Genomic DNA, 23,338 nt, shown 5'->3' with positions numbered 1-23,338 from the left:
AGGAACACACCGACATCCGTTGACGCGGCGACAGCCGCGGGTGGTTCGGACAGAGTCACCCGATCAGGTAGACCATTCCACGGCCGTCCGCTGCGAGCGACTCGACGAACTTCTGCGCCCGCCTGAGGTAGTCGAGGACGTAGCGAAGCTCGTCGGCATCGTCGGCTCCGTGCCGGCTGCGCCAAGTGCGCGCCCACAATCGCACCTCAGACTCGTCGGTCGCGCAGAGCTCGTCCCGAATCGAGGGCACCTCCTCCGGGAGGATCGTCCTCACCCACGGGTCCCAGCCCATGTCGTGCATCGTCACGTTTCCCTCGAACATGCGGTAGCACGAACCAGTGGCAGGGCTTCCCGTCCCCGAGCGCGTTAGGGACTGCAAAGCAGACCACGCCTTGTCGAGATAGAGCATGTCGCGCTTCGGCGAGACCTGCTCGAACGTCGTAGCGCTCATCGCCGCGTGGGGCTCCAGGCCCCACGCGTCAGCGAGCGGATCGCTGGAGAGGATGCTGTGCGGGTCATCGACCGCCTGCTGAACGAGGTCGGCGTCGAAGGCATATGCGTAGTAACGGATTCCCATGCGGCCAGCATCCCGATGGAGGCGCAGCCACGATCACCGCATCCGACGCCGTGGGGAGAACGCGCCCGAATCCGCCGCTGTGGAGGAACGGAGGCCTTCGCATGGCCCCGCCCCTGGAGACCGAGGGATATGCGCTCGCGGTCTCGCGGGCTGCGGCACTGAACCTTCGCCCGGTCCAGCCGCAACCGAGCAGGTTGATGAGCGGGAACTCATGATCGAGCTCAGATCGCCCAGAACGGAACGCTTCGCCGACGTGGCAGAATGGCGGATTTCGTGGCAGATGCGAAATAAACAGCCGTTGATCTGGGATTTTTCCGCGGAGACGGAGGGATTTGAAATCGCGCCGATGGCAATGGAGGTCAGCTGAAACCGCGTGATTCCGCGGGTTGTGACCCCGGCGGCGTCCGTTTCGATCAGGTCGATTCGGTTCGATTCGTGGCTGAAACGTGGCAGCGATTGAGGAGCGATCCCGCGGCCGCGCGCCGCATTCAGCACGCGATTTCAGCCTACGCCGATTCAGACTCGACGATCATTTCGAGGGCTTCGACCGCTCCGCGCCGCGTCTCAAAACGGTCGAGGATTCTGGGCGGAAGCTATCTCCTCACGAAGACCCGGTCCTGTGCATTCAGACGCCTGACGGACTTGAGTTTGTCGTTGTTGATTAATCAGTGGTCAGCGATGACAACATGCTAAGTTGTCGATGTTGATTTAGGGCGGAGCGGTGATGACAAATTCTACGAGTGGGCGGCCGGGACGCGGACGACCGAGCCGTGAAGTGATCTACAAGCGTTTCGCGACCGCAATCGATGAGCTGGCGAACTACGGCGGGCTGCCGAAGCCCTACGAAGCCAAGTCGCTGTGGGATCATCTGTGGCATCTTGAAGCTCACCACTCGACAGCGATCGAGGGAAACACTCTCGTCCTCCGCGAAGTCGAGACCCTGCTCGAACAGGGGCGCGCTGTGGGGGCGAAGGAGCTGAAGGACTACATGGAGGTCCTCGGATACGCCGAAGCCGCCCGGTGGGTATACCAGCAGGCCGTCGCCCCGGATGAGTGGTCGCACGACGGTCTGGTCACCGTCACCGAGGTTCGGCGCGTCCATGCTCTCGCCATGGCGAAGGTGTGGGAGGTGGCGCCACACCCGGATGCGCATGACACCGAAGGGCCAGGCAATTGGCGGCAGCATGAGATCCAGGGATTTGCGGGCGGCATGAAGCCCCCGACCTTCCCGCTCATCCCGTCCGAGATCACCGCGTGGGTCGATCGAGCAAATCACTTGCAAGAACAGATCACCGATGGATCACTCACCATCGCCGCGGTTCCGGAAGAGCTGGCCCGGCTGCATCGCGAGTTCGAGTGCGTCCACCCGTTCATCGATGGCAACGGACGCAGCGGAAGACTCCTGCTTAACCTTCTACTCATCCGGCTCGGGTGGCCGCCCGCGATCATCCTCAAGGAACAGCGACGGAAGTACCTCCGCGCACTCGAACGCTCGGATCAAGGGGATGACGGGCCTCTGGCAGAAGTGATCAGCCGCTCCGTCGTCGACAATCTCCATCGGCTCATCCCGAACATCGCCGGCCCTGCCAAGTACGTGCCTCTCGAGGCACTCGTCGACGACGACTTCAGCCTCGTCGCCTTAAAGCAAGCCGCATCGCGCGGGCGCCTCGAAGCCATCATCGGGAGCGACGGCCGGTACCGGTCGAGCAAGTCTGCTCTCGAGGAGTACAAGGCATCAAAGTACTCACGTGGCGAGAAGAAGCAATAGTCGGCACGCGCTTCACCACATCGATCCCCCTCACGAGTCGCGAGGGGGATCGATGTGGTGCAATCAGCGCTGGTCGCTCATCGCATGAGGTCGGTGCAGGTCGAGCGGAATCACAAGCGACTCCGTCGGAGGGAGGATGAGACTCGTCGGTTCGACTCCGACAGTTGTCCCGGTCAGCATTGCCCGGTCTCCGGGTCGACGGTCATCTTCCCGCACACCGATCCGCCCTCGGGCGCCTCGTCGACGACCGAGGAGGTGACGCTCGTCCAGCGCACCGCCGTGCCCGCCGGTACGCCGTCCTGGTCGCGGAGGAGGACCTCGCGATCGCCGATGAACGTGCCGGTATCGGGGTCGATGATGATGTCCACCCGGGTGCCCCACGCGTCCTCGACGCGGCCGATCGCGACCCCCGTGCGGCCGTCAAGGGTAGCTTGATCGCTGGTGAACGTGACGCCCGGGATCATGGCCGCAGCCTTGTACATCGCGGCGCGCAGGTCGGCGGGCACGTTCCCGACACGGAGACGGTCGGCCATGTACACGAGAGCCTCGGTGTCGGGCGAGGGACCGGAGCCGAGGGTGACACGGTAGATGTAGTTGAGCAGTCGATACGGGTCACGCGGAAGCTGGTCCAGATCGGCAAACCCCGCCCCGGCGTCACCCCCGTAGAACGCGCCCCCAGGTGCCCGGAGAAGATCCCCGGCCTCGAATGAACCTGACGAGGAGGACACGGCGTCCCACCACGCGTTCGCCACCTGCTCGGACTCCGGACCGAATGTCGCCGCGATGGATTGCGGACCGCGGACCCACACCCAGTCATCGGAGGGATCTGCGGGGCGGTAGAGAGTGTCATCGGACGCGTACTGGTACGACGCCACAACATCACCGATACCTCCGCTTGAGAGGTGTACGCCCCTGGTGTTGACCCTCAGATATTGGCCGGGCTGCACCACGGGATCGACTGAGGCGATCGCGGCGGCGCTCGCCTCGTCGAGCACGGCGGCGGCAGCGGCATCCGCCCCACCACGCCAGCCAGCGAGGCCGACCACGTCCGTCAGCACGAGCCCCGCCACCAGTGCCGCGGCGCCGACCGTACTGAGTCCGCCGATCGCAAAGCGTCGGGCGCGTCTCGGTCGGCGCGACGTGCTGATGTGCGGCTGGGCGGAGCCGGAGGCTGCGGCCAGGAGCGCCGCCCTGCCCCGGTGCAACGTCGACTCCGGCGGTTCGGTCTCGCTACGCGTGTTGCGCAGCAGCGTCAACTCGTCCATGTTCCTTCTCCAGTTCGGGATCGTTGGTGCCGGCCGCGGTCCGCAGGATGCGGCGGGCACGATTCAGGCGTGAGCGGACGGTGCCGATCGGCACGTCGAGAGCGCGTGCGATGCCCGCGTAGTCGAGGTCGCCCCAGGCGTACAGCAGCAGGGTGTCGCGGTCGGACGCGGGCAGGCCACGCAGCGCCGAAGCCAAGCGCCGCGTGAGCCGTGCCGCGTCCAACCGCGCGCCCGCCTGCTCGATCATGTCGGGCGAGAGCTGCGCCGCGAGATCCGCGACCATGCCCTTCCATGCCCGCGCTTCCAGCCGCACATGCTTATGCATCAAGCGGGTGGCGATCCCGAACAGCCAGGGGCGAGCATCGACGATCGCGAGGTCGTACGCTGCTCTCTTCTCGAAGGCGACGAGGAACGTCTCCGACATCACGTCCTCGGCGCTGCCCTCTCCCAGCCGCTGCGCCGCGTAGCGGTAGATCGCCGGCGCATGTCGATCGAAGAGCAACGCGAACGCACCCGGCTCATCCGCCGAACGTTCGATCACCTCGTTGTCTGCGCTCACGTCTGTATTGCTCATTCCTCCCGTTCGAGTTCACGATCCACCACCTCGACCCGATCTGATGACACGACGTGCCGGTGCGGACAACGCGACGATAGCCGCCGACGGCGCGAGCACAGCGAGCGGAAGCAAGCGCCCGAGCGGGCACGCCGAGTCGGGGAGGAGACGGAGGGATTCGCGCGCTCGGTCTCACCCTTGAGTAGCCGCAACCATGCGCCGAGCAACTCACAGTGAGCAGAACGCTCAGCAGAATCCCACAGAACCGCAAGATTGCTCAACGCCAACCACATCGAAAACGTGGCAGAAATGGCAGATTTCGTGGCAGAAGCGAAGAAAAATAGCCCTTGATCGGTGCTTTTTAGAGCGGAGACGGAGGGATTTGAACCCGGCCCTTCGAGCGCCTCATGCCGGCACAGACCCTCAGTTCCCGCTGTTCACCTGTACTTGCAGTCGTCGTGCTCGTCGCTGACGTGAGGACACCTTCGTTCGCCGGGACGCAAACGAGACGCACGCAGTAGCCTTGCGACCCCTGGCCGCGGTTGCGTGGGCAGCCTCCTATCCTCCCGCTAGCACCCCTCGGCTCCTCGCGGCACGCGCGAAGCGGATCCCTATCCGGGCATTGCACGCATGAGGAGCGTGGTGGGCGGCTCAGCGTCCTATCCCAAGACGGCGGTGACGGCGTCGGCTGCGATATTGACAGATGTCGTCGAGCTGACCATCGTTCCTTGGACGATCGCCCAAACGTTCTCATCGAGTGCGTAGCCGAGGTAAGTTCCTATACCTTCGGGGACCCCTTTCGAGAACATGGCGATGTCGCCGCGCGTGGTGTGTTCGTACTCATTGGACGCTTCAAGCGCAGACACAAGCTCCGATGCTGACGCCGCGTCGACTGCGAGAACGATCACGTAGAAGCCGCCGTCCGAATACGGGATGCCGTAGCTGCAACCGACCGCATCGGTCGCGGTTTCGAACGTATGACGCGCTGCCGGCCCCAGCACAGATGGCGCCTCGATCGCATCGAGGGGGTCGGGGCCCTCCACCCGGTCGTCGTTGAGAGTGACACGGACCTGCTCGAGACTAAGCAGCTCCGCGCAATTTGGCACCGCAACCGGCTCCGGCGAGTGTGTGGGATCAGGTGCCGGTGTCGTGCTCGGTGTCTCAGCGGCCAGCGACGCACCGTCTGTGTCGGGCGATGCTGACGAGACGGTGCCAGGCGGCTTTGCTGAACATCCGCAAAGCGCCACGAGCAGTGCTGTCAGAACTGCGATCCGGACACGGCGCGAGGGCATGCCTCGACCTTATCGACCGGTGCCACTGGCTACGGTGGTCAAGGATCCTCTTCCGGGCATCGCCCGTTCGACGTCCTCAGCGCTCGGTCCTGATGGTCCACGTCGGAGTCTGGATCGGCGGGATTCCTCGGAGTTAGTGTCGTATCCGACCGTCGCCGTTCGTAGAACAGGTGGATCGACCGATTCGGGTCGGTGTACCGAGGAGCCGACGACCGGCCCTCGTCCGATGAGAGGACACGACAGTGCCGAAGTATCTGATCGCATTCAACGACGAGTGGGTGCCCTTGCACACCCGCGAGCAGCTCGTCGCCAAAGGCGAGGCATCCAGAGCCGTGATCGACGACATGCAGGGGGCGGGTGTCTTCCTCTACGCGGACGGCGGGATCGATGCGTCCACCGCCATCTTCAGCGTCGTGAGCAAAGACGGCACCGCCGTGTTCACCGACGGACCCTTCGTCGAGACGAAGGAGCACCTGGGCGGCTTCACCGTCATCGAGGCGGCCGATGACGAGGCAGCGCGGTACTGGGCGGGACGTCTCGCAGTCGCCCTCGACTGGCCGCAAGAGGTGCACCGCTTCCCTTCGGGCATGGACGAGATCGTCGAGAAGCACGGCGCCGACGCACAGGAGTCGTGACGACCTCAGCCGTTGAGGACGCCCTCGCCCGCGCCCACCGCGACGAGTGGGCGCGGGTGGTGGCGGGCCTTGCCCGCCGGTTCGGCGACCTCGACGTCGCGGAGGATGCCGCCGCCGAGGCCTATGTCACCGCGCTCGAGCAATGGCCGCGCGATGGCGTTCCGCCCAACCCCGGGGCGTGGCTCACGACGACCGCGACGAGGAAAGCCATCGATCGACTGCGCCGCGAGTCGCGGCGAGCCGACAAGCATCTGGCGGCTCACATGCTGCGCGATCACAGCGCCCACGATCCGGTGGGACCCGTAGAGGATGACCGGCTCCGCCTGATCTTCGTCTGCTGTCACCCCACCCTCGCGGTGGAGTCCCGCATCGCCCTCACGCTCCGCCTCGTCGGCGGCCTGACCGTCGGCGAGATCGCCCGAGCCTTCCTGGTGCCCGAGACCACGATGGCGCAGCGGATCACCCGCGCGAAGGCGAAGATCAGAGCATCGGGGATCCCCTTCCGCGTGCCGTCGACGGCCGACCTGCACGAGCGGCTCGCCGGAGTGCTGGCAGTGGTCTACCTGATCTACAACGAGGGCTACCTCGGGTCCGGAGACGGCGACCCGGTGCGCACCGAGCTCACCGATGAGGCGGTCCGCCTCAGCCGCCTGCTTCGCGCGCACCTCCCCGATGAGGGCGAGGTCACCGGACTGCTCGCACTGATGCTCCTCACCGATGCCCGCCGCGCGGCTCGCGTGTCCGCCACGGGCGAGCTCGTGACGCTCGACGAACAGGACAGAGGCGCGTGGAACCGCGCCCTCATCGCTGAGGGGCACGGGCTGGTGCGCGAGAGGATCGCCAGCGGGAGCCCACCCGGCCGGTATCAGCTTCTGGCATCCATCAACGCCGTCCACACGTCGGCCGCGTCCGCGCGCGACACTGATTGGGCTCAGATCGTCGCCCTCTACGACCGCATGATGCAGGTGGACGCCTCCCCGATCACACGGCTCAATCGCGCGGTCGCCATTGCCGAATTGGACGGACCCGATGTCGCCCTGGCCGACATCGAGCGACTCGGGCACGCCCTCGACAGGTACCACGCCTTCCACGCGACGCGCGCCGACCTGCTGCGGCGGATCGGGCGCAGCGACGAGTCCCGCGCTGCATACGATCGTGCCCTCGAGCTCGCCGGAAATCCGGCCGAGCGGGCCTACCTCAGCCGGCGCCGCGGCCAGCTCGGCGGCGGACCGCTGAGCGGCACGGGAAGTTAGTTCCGCTCGCCGTCACTTCGCGCGCGGGTCCGCCCCGTCTGGTGCGCCCAGATGGCGATCTCGACGCGGTTGCGGGCGTCGAGCTTGGTCATGAGGCTCGCGACGTGCGTCTTCACCGTGCTCAGCGTGATGTAGAGCTCGCTCGCAATCTCGCTGTTGCTCAGCCCCCGCGCGACTGCCGCGAGCACCTGCTCCTCGCGTTCGGTGAGCGGTTCGACCGGTTGCGGCAGTGGGTCGGCGGGGCCGGTTCCGGCGAAGGCCTCGAGCAGCCGCACCGTGACGTTGGGGGCGATCAGGGCGTCGCCGCGGGCGGCGGCGCGGATCGCCTGGGCGAGCAGCTCCGCGCCGGCATCCTTGAGCAGGAATCCCTTGGCACCCGCCCGCAGCGCGGCGAAGACGTACTCGTCGAGGTCGAAGGTCGTGATGATGACGACCGCCATCGGGTCGTGGACGCCGTGGCCTGCGAGCATGCGCGTCGCCTCGATGCCGTCGAGGCCCGGCATCCGGATGTCGAACAGGCAGACGTCTGGTCGCAGGCTTCGCGCCAGGGCGACCGCTTCGTTGCCGTCGACCGCTTGTCCGATGACCTCGATGCCGGGCTGCGCCTGAAGGATCATGCTCAACCCCGTGCGCACGAGCTCCTGGTCGTCGGCGACGAGCACGCGGATGGTCATGGTGCCCATCCAACACGAGGAAGCACAGCGGTGACGGCCCAGCCGCCGCCCGGCGCCGGTCCTGCGTGGCAGGTGCCGCCGAGCAGCGCGGCGCGCTCCATCATCCCGATGATGCCGAAGCCTGGCGTGGGCGATGTGGGGATGTCTCCGTCGTTCGTGGCGCTCAGCCGCACGCCCTGCTCGTCGGCCTCGACGCGCACGGTGACGTCGGTGACCTGGCGCGCGTGACGGAGGGCGTTGGTCACCGACTCCTGCGCGATGCGGAACACCGCAGCGGCCACCGGCGGCGGGATGCTGCCGTCGTCGCCTTCGACCGTCACGGCGACCACCACGCCGCCTGGCCGTGTACCGGCGAGCTGCGCGATGTCGCCGAGGCTGGGGCTCGGCGCGAGATCGGCCGTCTCGCCGTGCCGCAGCACCCGCACCATCGACCGCAGTTCGCCCAGGGTCTTGGCGGCCTCGGACTCGATCACGCCGAGTGCGTCGCGTGCGGCGCTCGGGTCGTGCGCCGCCACCGCCAGGCCCGCCTGCGCGCGGATCGCGATGGCTGACACGTGGTGGGCGACGGTGTCGTGCAGGTCGCGCGCGAGGTGCTCGCGCTCTCGTGTGCGGATGCTGTCGAGCAGCCGCTCCCTCGACGCCGCCCGGCTGCGCAGCGCGACGCCCAGCAGCACCGCAGCGAGCAGCAGCGCGAACCCGCCGACCAGCTCGTCGATGCCGCCGCCCCGGCTGAACGTGAGGGCGAGGCTGACGAGCATCACGGCCGAGCCGATCATGAGGTCGCGTCCCGATCCCCACCGGAACAGGGCGTACACCATCACCACGACGAACAGGCTCGCGTACAGGGCCGAGTCGGGCAGCAGCAGATCGACCGGCACCATCACGATCACGAGCATGAGCAGCGGCCGGGTGCGCCGCCACAGCACCGTCGGCGCCACCGCGAGCAGCGCGATCGCCGCGGGCAGCGGGTGTGCGAGGTCGGTGCGGAAGAGTGCCTCGACCACCGCTGTGGACGTGATGAGGGCGAGCAGCAGCCAGTCCCGCCAGACCCGGCGCGGCGGTGACGGCACGGCGCCGGGCGCAGTCCACGCGGAACGCCAGAGCCCGGTCACCGGGTCAGGATACAAGCGCACGACCGGATGCTCACGGAGTCGCGTGGGCGGGCACGCAGGGCATCCGCCGGGCGGCCCGTCGCCGGATCAGCACCTCGGCCACGACGGCGTTGATCACGAACCCCGCCGCGACGACCCACGTCTCGCCGGCGGCAGCGGGCTCGCCGAACGGGATCGACCACACGATGGAGACGACCGCCTGGGTTCCGCCGGTGACGGCGAGCGCGTACGCGCGTGTCATCCAGGCTCCGTGCGCGGTGAAGTCTCGTCGCCGGATCGCGATGACCGCCTCCACGAGGAGTACCGCCATCGCCGCGGCGAAGACGAGACGGACCATCGCGGTCGCGAACTCATCGGGCGGCCCGCCGAAGAAGACCGCCAACCAGATCGCGGATGCCGCCGCGAGGAACCCGGAGGGGATCAGGGTGCGGCCGGCGGTGCGGTGCCAGCGGCGCCGGGTTCGCAGCGCGGGTGAGAACTGGAACGCGCCGAGCAGGCAGAACACCGTCATCGCCACGATGTGCGTGACGATCGCCACCGCCGCGACCCCGCTCGGGGCGCTCCCGGGGTCGGCGCTCACCTCTCCCAGGCGAAGCGCGCCGCCGATCACCGGGAGCACGCTCAGCAGCACCAGGCCCGCGATCACCGGCCATCCCGTCTTCGCGCGCGTTGTGCCGTGCGCGGCTGTCGGGCGGGTGGCATTCGTGGGATACGACATGCCTCGATGCTCGCCGGGGCGGCCGGCTCGGGGCATCCGTCGTCGGCACGGACTGCGAACCGTACTTTCGGCTGACGGGATGAGGGCCTCCCGGCCGATGACGCGGCGCCGGTGCGACGGCGATGCTCGAGCCATGACAACGAACACGACCCTGACGATGCGAGCCGCGGTGCAGCACCGCTACGGGCCGCCCTCGGTGCTCGAGATGAGCGATGTCGCCGTACCGGAGCCCGGGCGCGGTGAGGTGCTCGTGCGGGTGGGTGCCGCCTCAGTGCATCCGGGTGACTACTTCGTCATGACCGGCGAACCGTACATGGTGCGCCTGATGTTCGGGCTGCGGCGCCCGCGCCACGGCATCCCCGGCATGGACCTCGCCGGTGTCGTGACCGCGGTGGGCACCGATGTCACCGCACTGCACCCCGGCGACGAGGTGTTCGGATGGACCGGCTCGGGTGCGCTCGCCCAGTACGCGTGCGTGAGGGCCGAGAACCTCGTTCCCGTCCCCCCGGGCTTGTCGATCACAGAGGCGGCGGCGGTGCCCACGTCGGGCATGACCGCGCTGCAGGCTCTGCGCGATATCGCGAAGGTGCAGCCGGGCCAGACGGTGCTGGTCACCGGCGCGTCGGGCGGAGTCGGCTCGTTCGCGGTGCAGATCGCGAAGGCGCTCGGCGCCGAGGTGACCGGCGTGTGCCGCACCGCCAACCTCGAAATGGTCCGGATGCTCGGCGCCGACCACGTCATCGACTACACGGCGACCGACGTCACCCGCGCCGGGAGCCGGTACGACGTGATCTTCGACAACGTCGAGGCGCAGCCGCTGGCCGAGGTGCGCGCCGCGCTCGCGCCGACCGGCACCCTGATCCCCAACAGCGGGCGCGGTGGACGCTGGTTCGGGCCGCTGGGGCGCATCGCGAAGGCGCGCATCCTGTCGGGGTTCACCCGACAGCGGCTGAGGCCGTTCACATCCGTCGGCAGGCGCCAGGACCTGCTCGCCCTCGCCGACCTGCTCGCGACCGGAGAGGTCGCGCCCGCCATCGACCGCACCTACCCTCTCGAAGCCGCGGCCGAGGCCCTCGCCCACGTCGGCGCCGGCCACACCCGGGGGAAGGTCGTGGTCGCCGTCTGACGAGCGCGACTCGGGCGCACCGAACCTGCCGCCACTCCGGCGGATCACCTCAAGGAAAGAAGGACCGATGACCATTCCGAAGCTCCAGGCCCCGCTCGCCACCGTGGCGATGCCTGTGCAGGCGAAGCTCGCCGCCGCATGGGCGAGCCTCATGTTCCTCTACATCTACGTCGACTACTACCACCTGTACCGACCGGGAATCCTCGACGACATCCAGGCCGGGCTCGTGTTCGAGTTCGAGATCAGCCCGCCCCTGATGACCGCGTTCCTCGCGCTGCTCGCAGTCCCGTCGCTCATGATCACTCTCTCGGTGGTGCTCCCCGCTCAGGCGAACCGGATCGCGAACCTCCTGGTGGCCGCGCTGTACATCCCCGTCACCGCTTTCAACGCGGTCGGGGAGAGCTGGGAGTGGGCGCCCTTCTACGTCCTCTCGATCGGCGTCGAGCTGCTGCTGCTCGCGTTCATCCTGCGCGCGTCGTGGGCATGGCCGCGCATCCCGGCCGCGGCGCCGGTGCCGGTCGACGAGATCCGTCGCTGAGAGGCGCAGCGCGAATGGGCATCCGTCGTATGATCGGCCGCACGACCCTGGTGGTTGCAGCGCTCGCCGTCACCGCGCCGCTCGCAGCCTGCGGGCCGGTGCTTCTCGCCGGTCCGCGGGCGACCCAGGAGCGAGACATCGCCGGGGTGTCGGCACTCGATCTGCGCACGAGCGGCGACCTCACCGTCACAGTCGGTGAGACCGAGTCGCTCACGATCACCGCGGCGAGCAATGTGATCTCGTCGCTCACGGCCGAGGTGGACGACGGCACGCTCGTGCTCGACTCCGACCTCGGCGCGCTGGGGCCGACGCTCATCCGGTACGAGCTCACCGTCCGGAGCCTCGACCGAGTGCGGATCACGGGCTCGGGGAGCGTGTCAGGCGCCGGCGCATTCGGCCGGACGGGCACGATCGAGATCCGCGGCTCGGGCAGTGCGACGCTCACGGGAGTCGAGACCGACGACCTGACCGTGACGGTCGTGGGCTCGGGCGACGTCACCGTCGAAGGAGCGAGCGAGTCGCTGCAGCTGACCCTGGACGGGTCGGCCGACGTCGACGCCGGCGACCTGCGCACGAAGACCGCGAGCGCTTCGCTCAGGGGAAGCGCCGACGCCCGCGTGCACGTCAGCGAAGACCTCGACGCCACCGTGAGCGGCAGCAGCGAACTCGTCTACACGGGCGACCCCGCACAGATCACAAGAGGCACCAGCGGCAGCGGTGAGATCGCTGCCGGCTGAGCCGCGCTCCCATGCGCGGCTGGGTCGCGGCGATGCACACCGACGTGGTCGGGGAGCGCATGGGTGACGCGAAGCATAGGCAGCGGCCTCCCATTGGTCCCCTCGCCGTGGCGATCCCCTTCCGGGCAGTGCACGCAGAGGGCGCCGCTCCGCGCGGTGGGATCCGAGCGGGAAGTCCTACTGGCCGAGGTTCTCGCCCATCTCCCGGTACGACCCGGTGTCCAGCACCGCGCCCGTCGCGTCGTCGACGAATTCGACGATCACGTCGATGTCGTCGGGAGCGACGCCATTGAACTGCTGGTAGAGCGCGCCTTGGATGTAGAACCCGAGCGCGAGCAAGCTCTCCAGCGCACCGTACCTCGCAGCATCGACAGACACCTTGACCGACGTCATCGCGTCGTTGAACTCCACCCCAGTTACGGAGTTCGTGTCGTCAGCGATCAACTCATCGGCGGCGTCCTGCGCGGAAGAACGCATCTGCGCGAGCATCTCGTCACGCTGAGGCTTCGTCATCGTGTAGACGACCGTGTCGCCCTCAACGACCGCGGCGATGCCCTTCTCCTTTGCGCCGGCCACGATCTCTTCGTCGGAGAGCGACCCGCCCTGGTCCAGGAGCGACCGGGCAATCCGCACATCGACGGTGACCAGATCCTCCTCGACCTCAATCGCGGCAGGCGAGGCGGACGAACTGTCGGTCGCAACGTCTCCGCCGGCAGAGCACCCGCCCAGCACGAACATCGAACAAGCGATAAGCGAAACGATCGCACCACGAATCTTCACGAAGAACTCCCCAGGTCTGTCGTCGGACTTCCGACCCATCGATCCTATGGAAGCCAGCCGACACGCGATCCGGAAACGGGCACTGAACGTTAGCGGGGCGTGCGCGGGCAACTGTGCTTGGGCATAGGTCGTCAACAGCGCGTCGGGCTGCTGCGCGCACTGTTCGAGGATCCCGTCGAATCCCGTGTTCGAGACGCGTCCATCGCTCGAGCGCAAGACTCACAACGGCAACGTCGGTGACCGTCGATATGCTCCGAGCACGATCGGCTTGATTGGGGATAAAGGTGACATCAGTGACAGACCTCTTTGTAGGCGCTGGCGTTCCGTATGCAGGGGTAGCTCGGTGGCATAAGCCAGTCCTGCTTCACGCGCCCGGCGTCTACGTCATCTCAACCAGTGCCGATCCTGACCGCCAGGAGGGGCTGCGCAGTTGCCCCCTCGATCTGACGGCAGTCAGCACGCTTTTGAACGCGAGGCACGAGGCGACAGTTGACTCTGTCGCCGCAACTCCGGATCTCCTCACCAGCCGGCTGAGGGCAATGTGGCCGAAAGGAGAACCCGTCGTCTACATTGGCCTCGCCGGAAGCAGCACACAGCACCGAGTGGACCAGTTTTACAAGACCGCAATCGGCGCCAGAGCGCCGCACGCCGGAGGCTGGCCGGTCAAGATGCTCAACCCCGAGTTGCTGTGGGTCCACTACGGACCAACACAAGACCCGGCAACGGCGGAGGCGGCCATGATCGGCCACTTCGTCGCCAACATTTCGGATGACGTCGCGAGCACGATGATCGATCCCACAGCGCCACTCCCGTTCGCCAACCTCACCTTTCCCGCTGGGCGGCGCAAGGCCCACGGCCTTCACGGATTTAAAGCACCTCGCCAGCTATCCGACGGTGAGGGGCGCGCCACGCCGCACGCCCGCGAGCTAACTCAGAGGGCAGACCTGACCATCACCCAACCGCCGGAGTCGACCGGAATCACTCGCCCCACTCAGAACGTCACTGCGACAGACATCAGCAATGGCCAACTGCGCGTCCCGAGGTTATCCAAATCCATCTTCCCGGCGATCAGGGCCGAAATTGAAGTTGAGCTGCGCGGCGACATTTACGCCGCTTCCTGGGACCCGAGAACGGACGGCGACAAGGAGCGATCAGGAGTCATCCGCATCGGCAGAAGAATCCTCTCGAACTACATCCAAGCGGGCGTGCCACGGCAGATCGAGACCACGCGCACCGGGTACCGAATCGGCTGAACAGCGCCCACCAAACCGGCTCATCGCAAACGAGGGTGTAGGGCGGGTCTGAATCCGCCGGCTTCGAGGAGCGATCTGGCGACGTAGTGCGTGAGGTTCCGGAAGCCGAGGGCGGAACCGCGAAGGTGCTCGAGCCGGCCGTTGATGGCCTCCGTTGGGCCGTTGCTCGTTCCGGGGCGGTCGAAGAACGCGAGGATGTCCGCGGCGCGCTGCTTCAGCGTGCGGCCGAGGCGACGGACCTCTTTGAGCAGCGCGGGGACGCCGTTGCTGACGGCGTCGATCACCGCCCGCATCATCTCCTTCGCCTTGTTCTTGTCGGGTTCGCGGTAGGCGGCGACGATGCGCTGGTAGATGCCCCGGGTCGCTTCGACCTCGACGTGCTCCTCGGCGGCGAACACCGCGTCGAGCCGTGCGGTCTGCTTCTCGGTGAGGAAGCTCGCGCCGGTGTGGAGGGTGCGGCGGACGCCGTAGAGCGGGTCGCCGGCGTGACCGCGGTGCCCGAGGGTGTCTTGCTGGACGCGCTGCCGGGTCCGGTCGAGCGCGTCGCCGGCCAGGCGGACGACGTGGAACGGGTCCATCACCGGGACCGCGTCGGGGAGCTCTTCGGACGCGGCGGTCTTGAACCCACTGAACCCATCCATCGCGACCACTTCGATCTGCTTCGACCACTCCTTGGGCCGGGCGGCGAGCCACTGCTTGAACACCTGCTTCGAGCGGCCCTCGACCATGTCCAGCAGCCTGGCCGGGCCCGTCTTGTTCCTCGCGGGGGTGAGGTCGATGATCACGGTCACGTACTTCTCGCCAAACCGTGTGTGACGCCAGACGTGCCCGTCGACACCGATCGTGGTGACCCCGTCGAACCTCGCCGGGTCGTCGATCAGGCGACGCTTGCCTTCGGCGATGATCGCGGTGTTCGCGGTATGCCACGACACCCCGAGCCCTGCTGCGGCGCGGGAGACGGTGAGGTGGTCGACCACGATCGCCGTGAGTGCCCACCCGATCCCGCCGCGGGAGATCTTCGCCCTCGGCGCCGCCGCCTTCGACGTGTCCTGCCGCCAGGTCCGGCGGCAGTGCGTGCACCGGTAGCGGCGCACCCGGACCAGCAGCGTCGTCGGCCGATGCCCGAACGGCTCATGCGCCAGCGGCCGCGTCACCGTGTCACGCGGCACGCCCTCCGCGCCGCACTTCCGACACCACGGGTCGTCCTCGACGACGCGGCACTCCAGCACCGCCCGATCAGGCTCGAGCAGCTGCCCGACGGCTTGAAGGCCGAGCTCGTCGAGACGGCAGAACGTGGTCAGGTCAGGGGTCGCGAACGTAGGGTGGTGCAAGTCGAGGTCTTCCGGCGGATGGTGAGCGTGAGAACTTCCATCCTGGAAGACCTCGACGCCTATCCGCGAACCAGCCGGCGGTCCCGGGCTACACCCTCAACTGCGAAGAGCCAGTAAGGCTGCGCGAATAGAGAACAAGTGTCGAACTGAAGCGGTCTCGAGTCGGGCCGATCTTGGTCCCTCGCTAGACTGGCGACGGATCGATTGAAGGGCGGTGAGGCTTTCGATGCTCCCCGCGAGTATTCCGAGCCCGGATCCGTCGTGGGCGAGCTTCTCGGTCGGCCCGTTGACGATTCACACCTATGCGCTGTGCATCATCGTGGGGATCCTCGCGGCGGCGGCGATCACGGAGAGGCGGCTGCGGCGGCGCGGGGTGGCGCGGTGGGCGGTGGTGGACATCGCGATTTGGGTGGTCCCACTGGGAATCGTGGCGGCGCGGTTTTATCACGTCTTCACCCATGTCGGGGACTACTTCTATCCAGGCGCGAACCTGTGGAGTGTGTTCGCGATCTGGGATGGCGGGAACGCGATCTATGGCGCTCTGATCGGCGGCGCGATCGGGGCCGTCATCGCCTGCCGGCGGATGGGCTTGCGGTTCTGGGCGTTCGCGGACGCACTGGCGCCGGGGTTGCTGGTCGCCCAGGCGATCGGGCGGCTGGGAAACTGGTTCAATCAGGAGCTGTTCGGGCTGCCGACGACGTTGCCGTGGGGCTTGGAGATTTCGCCGTCGGCGGCGATGTTCCCGGACGGGCTGCCTGCGGGGACGCTGTTCCATCCGCTGTTCCTGTACGAGATGATCTGGAACCTGTGCGGGGCCGGAGTGATCCTGCTGCTGGAGCGGCGCTTCGCGCTCGGGTGGGGGCGCAGTCTCGCGGTCTACTTGATCTGGTACGGGCTGGGGCGGAGCGGCCTGGAGGCGATCCGGATCGATCCGACCAGCGACGCGCCGTTAGGCATCCCGGCGAACATCTGGGCGTCGTTCGCGGTCGTCGCCCTCGGCATCGCCATCATGGTTGTTCAGACGGTTCGGCACCACGAGCCGGAGCCGTCTCCGTACCTCCCGGGGCGTGAGCCGTCAGCTACCGCTGAAGCGAGCCCGATCGGATCGGCAGCCGAGGCGGTCGGCGGATCAGAGGGTGGCGCGGTGTCGTCTGGCACACCGTCTCGCGACTGAACTCGAAGCGGCTGGGGTCAGCGGCCGAGGAGTCGGGTGAGGAAGTTCCCGCGTTCCGCCTTCGCAGCCGCGATCTCCTCGGGGGTATGGCGTCCGTTGCACCACTGGTGCGCGGGCACGCCTCGTCGGACCTGGTTGATGTGCTGACCGCAGCCGGTCCAGGTGGTCTTTCCGCAGGTCTTGCAGGTAGTCGCTGAGCACATGGTCACACCTCCTGGCAGTGGCAGCGGTCGGCTTCGGGCACTCCGGCGAGTGCGGTCTCGATGTGCTGCCCGCAGCCGGTCCATGTCGGTCGGCCGCAGCGTGAGCAGGTGACTTGCTGGCACATAGACGTTCTCCTCGTTGTCTTGTCTGTGGGGTCCGAGGTCAGGCGAGCATCATGAAGAGCTTCTCGAGCTCTTCGGTGGTGATTCCGTCTTCGGCGAGGGCGGTGTCGGGGTCGGTGAGGCAGTCCTTCATCGCGGTGGACACGATCGCGAACCCAGCCCGGTCGAGGGCGCTGGAGACGGCGGCGAGCTGGGTGACGATGTCGCGGCAGGGCTTCTCCTGCTCGACGGCGTTGATGACGGCGTCGAGCTGGCCGCGAGCACGGCGGAGGCGGTGCAGGATGCGGCGCTGGACGTCGGGGTCGGTGGTGCTCATAGCGAGTCCTCTCGGTTCGGGAGCGGTCAGGTGATGTCGATGTGCTGGCGGGCGTCGGTGAAGCCGAGGGTGTTCTGTTCGACTGTCTCGGCCTGCGGGGTGCGGAGCAGGTCGGTGGGGCACCAGCCGGTGATGGCACCGATGGCGAGGAGGGTCGCGCAGATCCCTGCCGGTATCGCGCACCAGGGCTGGCCGGTCATGCTCAACGCGAACGCGCCGACGAGCACGGCCGCGATCGCCCGGACGACTCGACCCGCAGGGGACACGGCGCAGGAGCGGAGCGCACGGGGCTCAGGCATCCTGCATCGCCCCCTCGAAGCGCAGCAGCTCGGCGGCTCGGTCGCCGAGCGCGGCTCGGAGGGTGAGGATGCCGCCGGACAGGGAGGCGGAGTCGAATCCCGCCTGGGCGAGGACGCGGTGGGCGATGGCCGAGCGGACCCCGGAGGCGCACATCACTCGGACGGGCCTCCCGGCAGCTGCGGTGCGGACCTCGTCGAGGCGGTCGCGCAGCTCGGTGTGGGGGACGTTCAGCGCGCCGGGCAGGTGTCCGGTGGCGAACTCGGCGCGGCTGCGCGTGTCGAGCACGAACGCGTCCGCGAGCACGTGATCGACGTCCTGCGCGTACCAGAGCGCGAGGGTTCCGGTGCGGACGTTCTCCCCGATCATCCCGGCGAGGTTCACCGGGTCCTTGGCCTGCCCGTAGGGGGGCGAATAGGCGAGGTCCAGGTCGATCAGCTCGTCCACGACCATGCCGGCGCGGATCGCTGTGGCGAGCACGTCGATGCGCTTGTCGACGCCTTCCGCGCCGACCGCCTGCGCGCCGAGCAGCAGCCCGTCCGTCTCGCGGAGGTGGAGGATCAGGTGGAGCTGGGTCGCTCCGGGGAAGTATCCGGCGTGCTGGTTCGGGTGCAGGTGGATCGTCCGGTACCCGATGCCGGCCGCGTCCAGCGCACTGCGGTTCACGCCGGTCAGCGCCGCGGTCAGCGAGCCGATCCGGACGATCGCGGTCCCGACCGGGTGCGGGATCGGCCGGGAGGCACCAGGGCGGAGGATGTCGTCGGCGACCAGCCGGCCGGCCCGGTTCGCGGGCCCGGCGAGGGCGACCGGACGGCGGACGCCGGTGACCGCGTCGACGCTGACGGTCGCGTCGCCGACGGCCCAGACACCGGGGATCGAGGTGCGACCGTGCTCATCGACCACGATCGCGCCCCGCTCGCACGCCACCCCCGCCGCCTCGAACACGGCCGTGTCCGGTCGCACGCCCACGGACAGGACGATCAGCTCGGCGGGCAGCAGCGTTCCGTCGGAAAGGGCGACCAAGTCGTGCTCGGCGCCCTGCTGGATGCCCGCGGCGCCGATGCTCGTTCTCAGTTCGATTCCGAGCAGGCGCAGCTCGTCGGAAACGAGCGCGGCGAGCTCCGGCTCCAGCGGGGGCAGGACGTGCTCGGCGAGCTCGACCACGGACACGTCCAGTCCTTGGCGGGCGAGGGCTTCGGCGGCCTCGATGCCGATGAATCCGGCGCCGAGCACGACCGCGCGCCGCGCTCCGGCCTCGACCTGCTCGCGCAGAGCAAGGGCGTCATCGACGGTGCGCAGGGTGCGCACTCGCGGAGAGTCCAGACCCGGGATCGGGGGTCGCGCGGCCTGCGCACCCGGCGACAGCACGAGCGCGTCATACCCGATCCGCATCGTCCCGTCCGGGGTGTCCACGGTCACGACCCGCTGCTCGGGGTCGAGTCCGGTGACGTCGTGGCGGGTTCGCACGTCCAGGTTGAGAGCGGCGTGAAGAGACTGCGGGGTCTGCACGAGCAGCTTCGCGGGGTCGGAGATCTCCCCGCCGACGAAGTAGGGCAGTCCGCAGTTCGCGTAGGAGACGTGCTCGCCGCGTTCGAGCACGATGATCTCCGCGGTCTCGTCCAACCGCCGTGCGCGGGCGGCGCAGCTCATGCCGCCGGCGACGCCTCCGACGATGACGATCCTCATCGTGCCGTCTCCTGCTGGCTCTGCTGAGCCTGTGCGGCGACCTGGGCGCGGACCTCGTCCATGTCAAGGTCGCGCACGGCGGCGATCACCTGTTCCAGTTGCGGGGCCGCGAGGGCGCCGGGCTGGGCGAACACGAGGATGTTCTCGCGGAACGCCATCAGGGTCGGGATCGAGGTGATCCGGAACCCGGCGGCGAGTTGCTGCTGCGCCTCGGTGTCGACCTTCCCGAACACCACGTCCGGGTGGGTGGTCGAGGCGGTCTCAAATACGGGCGCGAACGCGCGGCACGGGCCGCACCACGCAGCCCAGAAGTCCAGGAGCACGATGTCGTTCCCCGTGATGGTGGGTTCGAGGTTGTCGAGGGTGATCTCTCGGGTAGCCATAACTTGAGTATACCCCCAGGGGTATTGTGATGCGACCATTCGTGGTCGCGCGGGCTGACGCTCACTCCGTGACGATGTCGATCCCGGTGGCCGTTGATGCATCGCTGAGAGCGCCGGCGTCGATGACGTGCTCGAATCCGTGGTCGCGCATGATCGAGGCGGCCTGTGCGGAGCGGTTGCCCGACCGGCAGTAGACGACATACTCGCCGTCTGCGGGGAGCTCGGCGATGGTGTCGGCGAATGCCGGGGAGGAGACGTCGATGTTCACCGCGCCGTCGAGGTGCCCTTCGGCGTACTCAGCCGGAGTTCGGACGTCGATGATGACGGCATCCTCACCCACGGTCACGGGGGCAGGGCTGGAGCAGCCGGCCAGGGTGAGGGTTGCGGCGAAGGCGAGCGAGAGCAGGGTGAGGAGCGTGCGCATGATGCGTGTCCGTTCGTTCGGGCCGGTCAGCGGCCAAGGGCGGCGCGGAAGTCCTTGCCGCGCAGGGGCTTTCCCGCGAGCGGCGCGATCAGGCACACGTCGAGTGCGCCGACGAGGACGAACAAGAGCCCGGGCGCGGCGAGCAGCCACCACCAGCCGCCGAGGATCGCGCCCAGCGCGATCAGGACGGCGCCGACGATGGCGCGGGTCCACCGTCCGGGAGTGGAGCTGAGGAAGGCGAGGATGCTCATGGGGTTCTCCGATTCGTTCGTGCGGTACAGGCCAGGACCGCGAGGGTGATGAGAATGACCACGGCGCTGGCAGCGCCGAGGCCGAGATAGCCGATCGCGGCGAGGGCGACCCCGGCGAGCAACCCGCCCACAGCACCGGCGAGGCTCATCAGCGTGTCCGACGCGCCCTGGGCGGCAACCCGCTCGGCGACGGGGGTGGCGGCGACGATCATCGCCGACCCAGCCACGGTCGCGGCCGACCAGCCCAGGCCGAGCAGGATCAACCCGATCACGGTCACCACGTGGGCGTCGCCGCTGAACCCGGCCAGCAGCACCGCGACCAGCAGCGTCACCATCCCGGCCGCGGCGACGATGCGCCCGCCGAGCCGATCGGTGAGCACGCCCATCACCGGGGCCAGCGCATACATGCCCGCGATGTGCAGGCTCACGGTGAGCCCGACGATGGTGATCGAGGCGCCGTGCCCGGTCAGGTGCACCGGCGTCATCGACATCACCGCGACCATCACCGCGTGCGCGGCGACGATGCCGATCAGCCCGGCTCGCGATCCGGGGTGGGACCACAACGCCCGGATGCCCTGCCGCAACCCCGGCCGCGGACCTCCCGGCACAGGCGCAGCCGTGACCGCTCCGTCGGCTCCGGCCAGCGGTTGCCGACCGATGAGGACGAGGTAGGGGTCGGGTCGGAGGCCGATCCAGATGACGGCCATGCCCACCAGCATTCCGGCCGTGGAGATCACGAACAGCCCGGACAACGCAGGAATGCCGAGTCCGGCTGCGAGTGTCCCGCCGGCGCCGATGAGGTTCGGGCCGGCGACCGCGCCGATCGTGCTCATCCAGACCACGAGCGACAGGTCGCGCCCTCGGTGCTCGGTCGCGCTCAGATCGGTCGCGGCGAATCGTGCCTGCAGGTTCACCGCGTTCCCGTATCCGATCAGCACCCCCGAGGCGACCAGCAGCCAGAAGGCCCCGCTGACGGCGGCGAGCACGACGCCGACAGCTCCCGCAGCGCCGATCAGCAGTCCGGTCGACAGGGCGATCCGACGACCCCGGGCCAGGGCCAGGCGCATCAGCAGCGCCGAGGCGACTGCCGCGCCGAGCGTCATCGTCGTGGTCACCGAACCAGCCCACGCCTCCGACCCCGACAGCTCGACGGCAAGCAAGGAGCCGGTCGACACCACCGCGCCGGTGCCGACGCCGCTGAACACCTGGGCGAGGGAGAGCAGCAGCAGCGTGCGCCGCTGCACCCGGCGACGCGCGGGCGTGATCGTGGGGGTCGACATGCTCCGAATATACCCCCCACCGTATAGTGTGGCCTAGTCGGAGGTGCTCCATGCGCCCGCCGCGGGCTCCTGGGAGGGGCTCGGCCGATCCTTAGGATGAGATTGATGAGACCTCGCACTGCAGAAGCAGCCCGAGACGGCGAGCCCGTCCCGGCGCGGCTGCGCGGGGCGCGTCTGTCTCGGCAGGCGCGCGCCGGGAAGGCGCTGCTCGTCGCGGTGTTCTCCACCTTGATCGCGCTGATATCGCATGTGCTCGCCGGAGGGTCCGTGCCGGAGATGCCGGGCATCCTGGTGCCGTTGGCGCTCTCGGTGTTCGTATGCCTCCCGCTGTCCGGGCGCGTCCTGTCTCTGCCGGGGCTGGTGCTCTCGGTACTGTCCAGCCAACTCCTGTTCCACTGGCTGTTCGTGCTCGGCACTACCGGCCCCGGAGTGCTCCTGATCGAAGACGCCCCCGCCGGCCACGCCGGGCATCATGCGCAGACGATCACGCTGCTGCACACCGGGACCGAGATGGCTCCCCACATGGATCACTCCGACGGCGGGATGTGGGTCGGGCACGGTATCGCAGCGGTGGTCACCATCCTGCTGATCCGACGCGGCGAAGCCGCCCTCGTCGGCCTGTGGCAGCTCACGGCAATGCTCGTGCGCACGCTGTTCCCGCGACTGCCTCGTCCGGCTGCCATCCGGGTCGCCCTGCCGCGGCTGGTGGGCGACTTCCTGAACCAGCGCCCCTTCGCGCATCTGCTGCTCGGGGCGTCGATCTCCCGCAGAGGGCCACCGCGCTCCACTCTGCTCGCGCTCTCCTGACGCACCGGGTCGCACGCGCCCCGGGAGCGTGCGGCTGGCGTCCGTTCCGACCCTTCGGGGCGTGAACCTCAACCAGCCGGCTCTTTCGCGGTCGACCGTCGCCGACGGTAACGATCTGGCTCTCACCCTGGTGCGGCGCTGCCGTGCCGATCAGCATTGGACGCACCATGTCACGACCCGTTTCCGGGTGGATACGCATCGTCACGGCCGCGCTCGCGGTCGCCGCAATGACCAGTGGCCTGCTCTGGATCGCGGAGCCTGCCCAGGCTCATGACCAGCTCGTCGCATCGACCCCGGCCGACGGCGAAGTGCTTCAGGCTCCACCGGAGGAGGTCGTGCTGCAGTTCTCCGGAGAGCTCATGGAGCTCGGTGGCATCATCATCGTGACCGACGCCGCCGAGCAGTCGTGGACCGAGGGCGACCTCGCCTACGACGACACCAGGGCGCGGATCGCACTGCAGGGCGGCATGCCCGACGGCTGGTATGAGATCCGATGGCAGGTCGTCTCTCGCGACGGGCATCCCATCAGCGGGATCATCCCGTTCGTCGTCGGAGACGCCGGCGAACGGCCGTCACCGGCCGCCACGGCGCCAGGAGCAGCGAACGGGCAGGACAGCGCAGACACCCGAGAGCCGGGAGTGCCGGGGGCGATACGGATCGTTCTCATCGGTCTTGCCGGCGCCGTCATCGCAGGCGGTGGCTACTGGATCGCCAGTCGCTTCCTCCGCCGACGCGTCACCCAACACGGCACGGACGAGCCCGGCTCTCCGTGAACACACCCA

Annotated in this window: 29 protein-coding genes; 11 read left to right on the top strand and 18 right to left on the bottom strand. The window is 68.3% G+C overall.

The window, feature by feature from the left end:
- Positions 1-55: 55 nt before the first annotated feature.
- Positions 56-577 carry a DUF1877 family protein gene (locus JOD60_RS05525; RefSeq protein ID WP_076689299.1) on the bottom strand — a complete coding sequence of 174 codons (522 nt, stop codon included), beginning with the start codon at positions 575-577 and terminating at the stop codon, positions 56-58.
- Positions 578-788: 211 nt separating this feature from the next.
- Between JOD60_RS05525 and JOD60_RS05520 the strand changes: the two genes are divergently transcribed.
- Complete coding sequence (locus JOD60_RS05520; protein ID WP_157127865.1) at positions 789-944, top strand: hypothetical protein; 156 nt, start codon at positions 789-791, stop codon at positions 942-944.
- A 408-nt stretch (positions 945-1,352) separates the two neighbouring features.
- Positions 1,353-2,345 (top strand): Fic family protein, encoded by a 993-nt coding sequence (locus tag JOD60_RS05515; protein ID WP_232321702.1) that lies wholly within the window; start codon positions 1,353-1,355, stop codon positions 2,343-2,345.
- A gap of 173 nt (positions 2,346-2,518) precedes the next feature.
- Here the strand turns inward: JOD60_RS05515 and JOD60_RS05510 are convergent, their stop codons facing one another.
- The 3 genes from JOD60_RS05510 to JOD60_RS05500 form a co-directional block, all read right to left on the bottom strand.
- The gene (locus tag JOD60_RS05510) at positions 2,519-3,610 is read right to left on the bottom strand and encodes a CU044_5270 family protein (protein WP_157127864.1); all 1,092 of its coding nucleotides are present in this window, start codon (positions 3,608-3,610) and stop codon (positions 2,519-2,521) included.
- Entirely contained in the window at positions 3,576-4,169 is a 594-nt protein-coding gene (locus JOD60_RS05505) for an RNA polymerase sigma factor (protein ID WP_232321701.1), read from the bottom strand. The genes JOD60_RS05510 and JOD60_RS05505 overlap by 35 nt, the downstream gene beginning before the upstream one ends.
- A 653-nt stretch (positions 4,170-4,822) precedes the next feature.
- Positions 4,823-5,455, bottom strand: a complete 633-nt coding sequence (locus JOD60_RS05500) for a hypothetical protein (RefSeq protein WP_157127863.1) — start codon at positions 5,453-5,455, stop codon at positions 4,823-4,825.
- Between the two features lie 242 nt (positions 5,456-5,697).
- Here JOD60_RS05500 and JOD60_RS05495 point away from each other — a divergent pair, with 242 nt between their 5' ends.
- The gene (locus JOD60_RS05495; protein ID WP_076689288.1) at positions 5,698-6,090 is read left to right on the top strand and encodes a YciI family protein; all 393 of its coding nucleotides are present in this window, start codon (positions 5,698-5,700) and stop codon (positions 6,088-6,090) included.
- Positions 6,087-7,343 (top strand): RNA polymerase sigma factor, encoded by a 1,257-nt coding sequence (locus tag JOD60_RS05490; RefSeq protein ID WP_076689286.1) that lies wholly within the window; start codon positions 6,087-6,089, stop codon positions 7,341-7,343. The genes JOD60_RS05495 and JOD60_RS05490 overlap by 4 nt, the downstream gene beginning before the upstream one ends.
- On the opposite strand, the gene JOD60_RS05485 is transcribed toward JOD60_RS05490, so the two are convergent.
- The 3 genes from JOD60_RS05485 to JOD60_RS05475 are packed head-to-tail and all read right to left on the bottom strand — an operon-like array spanning position 7,340 to position 9,847.
- Positions 7,340-8,017 carry a response regulator gene (locus tag JOD60_RS05485; RefSeq protein WP_076689284.1) on the bottom strand — a complete coding sequence of 226 codons (678 nt, stop codon included), beginning with the start codon at positions 8,015-8,017 and terminating at the stop codon, positions 7,340-7,342. The genes JOD60_RS05490 and JOD60_RS05485 overlap by 4 nt on opposite strands.
- The gene (locus JOD60_RS05480; RefSeq protein WP_076689282.1) at positions 8,014-9,129 is read right to left on the bottom strand and encodes a sensor histidine kinase; all 1,116 of its coding nucleotides are present in this window, start codon (positions 9,127-9,129) and stop codon (positions 8,014-8,016) included. The genes JOD60_RS05485 and JOD60_RS05480 overlap by 4 nt, the downstream gene beginning before the upstream one ends.
- Before the next feature lie 31 nt (positions 9,130-9,160).
- Positions 9,161-9,847: a DUF2306 domain-containing protein gene (locus JOD60_RS05475; protein WP_076689280.1), complete on the bottom strand. Its 687-nt coding sequence runs from the start codon at positions 9,845-9,847 to the stop codon at positions 9,161-9,163.
- A gap of 133 nt (positions 9,848-9,980) precedes the next feature.
- On the opposite strand from JOD60_RS05475, the gene JOD60_RS05470 reads away from it, so the two are divergent.
- From JOD60_RS05470 to JOD60_RS05460, 3 genes are all read left to right on the top strand, one after another.
- Positions 9,981-10,973 (top strand): NAD(P)-dependent alcohol dehydrogenase, encoded by a 993-nt coding sequence (locus JOD60_RS05470; RefSeq protein WP_230403788.1) that lies wholly within the window; start codon positions 9,981-9,983, stop codon positions 10,971-10,973.
- A 67-nt stretch (positions 10,974-11,040) separates the two neighbouring features.
- Positions 11,041-11,511, top strand: a complete 471-nt coding sequence (locus tag JOD60_RS05465; RefSeq protein WP_076689277.1) for a DUF6326 family protein — start codon at positions 11,041-11,043, stop codon at positions 11,509-11,511.
- Between the two features lie 14 nt (positions 11,512-11,525).
- A complete protein-coding gene (locus JOD60_RS05460) occupies positions 11,526-12,248 on the top strand; it encodes a head GIN domain-containing protein (protein WP_196382799.1) in 723 nt (240 codons plus the stop codon).
- 177 nt (positions 12,249-12,425) lie between these two features.
- On the opposite strand, the gene JOD60_RS05455 is transcribed toward JOD60_RS05460, so the two are convergent.
- Positions 12,426-13,067 carry a hypothetical protein gene (locus tag JOD60_RS05455; protein ID WP_157127861.1) on the bottom strand — a complete coding sequence of 214 codons (642 nt, stop codon included), beginning with the start codon at positions 13,065-13,067 and terminating at the stop codon, positions 12,426-12,428.
- A gap of 563 nt (positions 13,068-13,630) precedes the next feature.
- Here JOD60_RS05455 and JOD60_RS05450 point away from each other — a divergent pair.
- On the top strand, positions 13,631-14,281 hold the full coding sequence (locus tag JOD60_RS05450) for a hypothetical protein (RefSeq protein ID WP_157127860.1): 651 nt from the start codon (positions 13,631-13,633) through the stop codon (positions 14,279-14,281).
- Positions 14,282-14,301: 20 nt separating this feature from the next.
- Here the strand turns inward: JOD60_RS05450 and JOD60_RS05445 are convergent, their stop codons facing one another.
- Positions 14,302-15,612 (bottom strand): ISL3 family transposase, encoded by a 1,311-nt coding sequence (locus JOD60_RS05445; protein ID WP_076689269.1) that lies wholly within the window; start codon positions 15,610-15,612, stop codon positions 14,302-14,304.
- 226 nt (positions 15,613-15,838) lie between these two features.
- Between JOD60_RS05445 and lgt the strand changes: the two genes are divergently transcribed.
- The gene (gene lgt / locus JOD60_RS05440; RefSeq protein ID WP_076692065.1) at positions 15,839-16,786 is read left to right on the top strand and encodes a prolipoprotein diacylglyceryl transferase; all 948 of its coding nucleotides are present in this window, start codon (positions 15,839-15,841) and stop codon (positions 16,784-16,786) included.
- A gap of 17 nt (positions 16,787-16,803) precedes the next feature.
- Here the strand turns inward: lgt and JOD60_RS05435 are convergent, their stop codons facing one another.
- From JOD60_RS05435 to JOD60_RS05400, 9 genes are all read right to left on the bottom strand, one after another.
- Positions 16,804-16,989 (bottom strand): DUF8730 family Cys-rich protein, encoded by a 186-nt coding sequence (locus JOD60_RS05435; RefSeq protein WP_076689267.1) that lies wholly within the window; start codon positions 16,987-16,989, stop codon positions 16,804-16,806.
- Between the two features lie 2 nt (positions 16,990-16,991).
- Complete coding sequence (locus JOD60_RS17370) at positions 16,992-17,114, bottom strand: DUF8730 family Cys-rich protein (RefSeq protein ID WP_504739192.1); 123 nt, start codon at positions 17,112-17,114, stop codon at positions 16,992-16,994.
- Between the two features lie 38 nt (positions 17,115-17,152).
- Complete coding sequence (locus JOD60_RS05430) at positions 17,153-17,428, bottom strand: metal-sensitive transcriptional regulator (protein ID WP_076689265.1); 276 nt, start codon at positions 17,426-17,428, stop codon at positions 17,153-17,155.
- Between the two features lie 26 nt (positions 17,429-17,454).
- Positions 17,455-17,727 (bottom strand): YgaP family membrane protein, encoded by a 273-nt coding sequence (locus JOD60_RS05425; protein WP_157127859.1) that lies wholly within the window; start codon positions 17,725-17,727, stop codon positions 17,455-17,457.
- Entirely contained in the window at positions 17,720-19,411 is a 1,692-nt protein-coding gene (locus JOD60_RS05420) for an FAD-dependent oxidoreductase (protein WP_076689261.1), read from the bottom strand. Before JOD60_RS05420 ends, JOD60_RS05425 begins: the two co-directional genes overlap by 8 nt.
- Positions 19,408-19,794, bottom strand: coding sequence for a thioredoxin family protein (locus tag JOD60_RS05415; RefSeq protein ID WP_076689258.1), 387 nt, complete (start codon positions 19,792-19,794; stop codon positions 19,408-19,410). Before JOD60_RS05415 ends, JOD60_RS05420 begins: the two co-directional genes overlap by 4 nt.
- 61 nt (positions 19,795-19,855) lie before the next feature.
- Positions 19,856-20,218: a rhodanese-like domain-containing protein gene (locus tag JOD60_RS05410; protein WP_076689256.1), complete on the bottom strand. Its 363-nt coding sequence runs from the start codon at positions 20,216-20,218 to the stop codon at positions 19,856-19,858.
- Positions 20,219-20,244: 26 nt separating this feature from the next.
- Positions 20,245-20,469: a YgaP-like transmembrane domain gene (locus JOD60_RS05405; RefSeq protein WP_076689254.1), complete on the bottom strand. Its 225-nt coding sequence runs from the start codon at positions 20,467-20,469 to the stop codon at positions 20,245-20,247.
- The gene (locus JOD60_RS05400) at positions 20,466-21,749 is read right to left on the bottom strand and encodes an MFS transporter (RefSeq protein ID WP_157127858.1); all 1,284 of its coding nucleotides are present in this window, start codon (positions 21,747-21,749) and stop codon (positions 20,466-20,468) included. Before JOD60_RS05400 ends, JOD60_RS05405 begins: the two co-directional genes overlap by 4 nt.
- A gap of 105 nt (positions 21,750-21,854) precedes the next feature.
- Between JOD60_RS05400 and JOD60_RS05395 the strand changes: the two genes are divergently transcribed.
- Positions 21,855-22,556: a hypothetical protein gene (locus tag JOD60_RS05395; RefSeq protein WP_157127857.1), complete on the top strand. Its 702-nt coding sequence runs from the start codon at positions 21,855-21,857 to the stop codon at positions 22,554-22,556.
- Positions 22,557-22,723: 167 nt separating this feature from the next.
- Positions 22,724-23,329: a copper resistance CopC family protein gene (locus JOD60_RS05390; protein ID WP_157127856.1), complete on the top strand. Its 606-nt coding sequence runs from the start codon at positions 22,724-22,726 to the stop codon at positions 23,327-23,329.
- Positions 23,330-23,338 lie beyond the last annotated feature (9 nt).

The organism is Microbacterium aurum (assembly GCF_016907815.1).
Lineage (GTDB): Bacteria > Actinomycetota > Actinomycetes > Actinomycetales > Microbacteriaceae > Microbacterium > Microbacterium aurum.
Note: the sequence above shows the minus strand (reverse complement) of the source record. Positions and strands in the feature narration are given on the sequence as shown.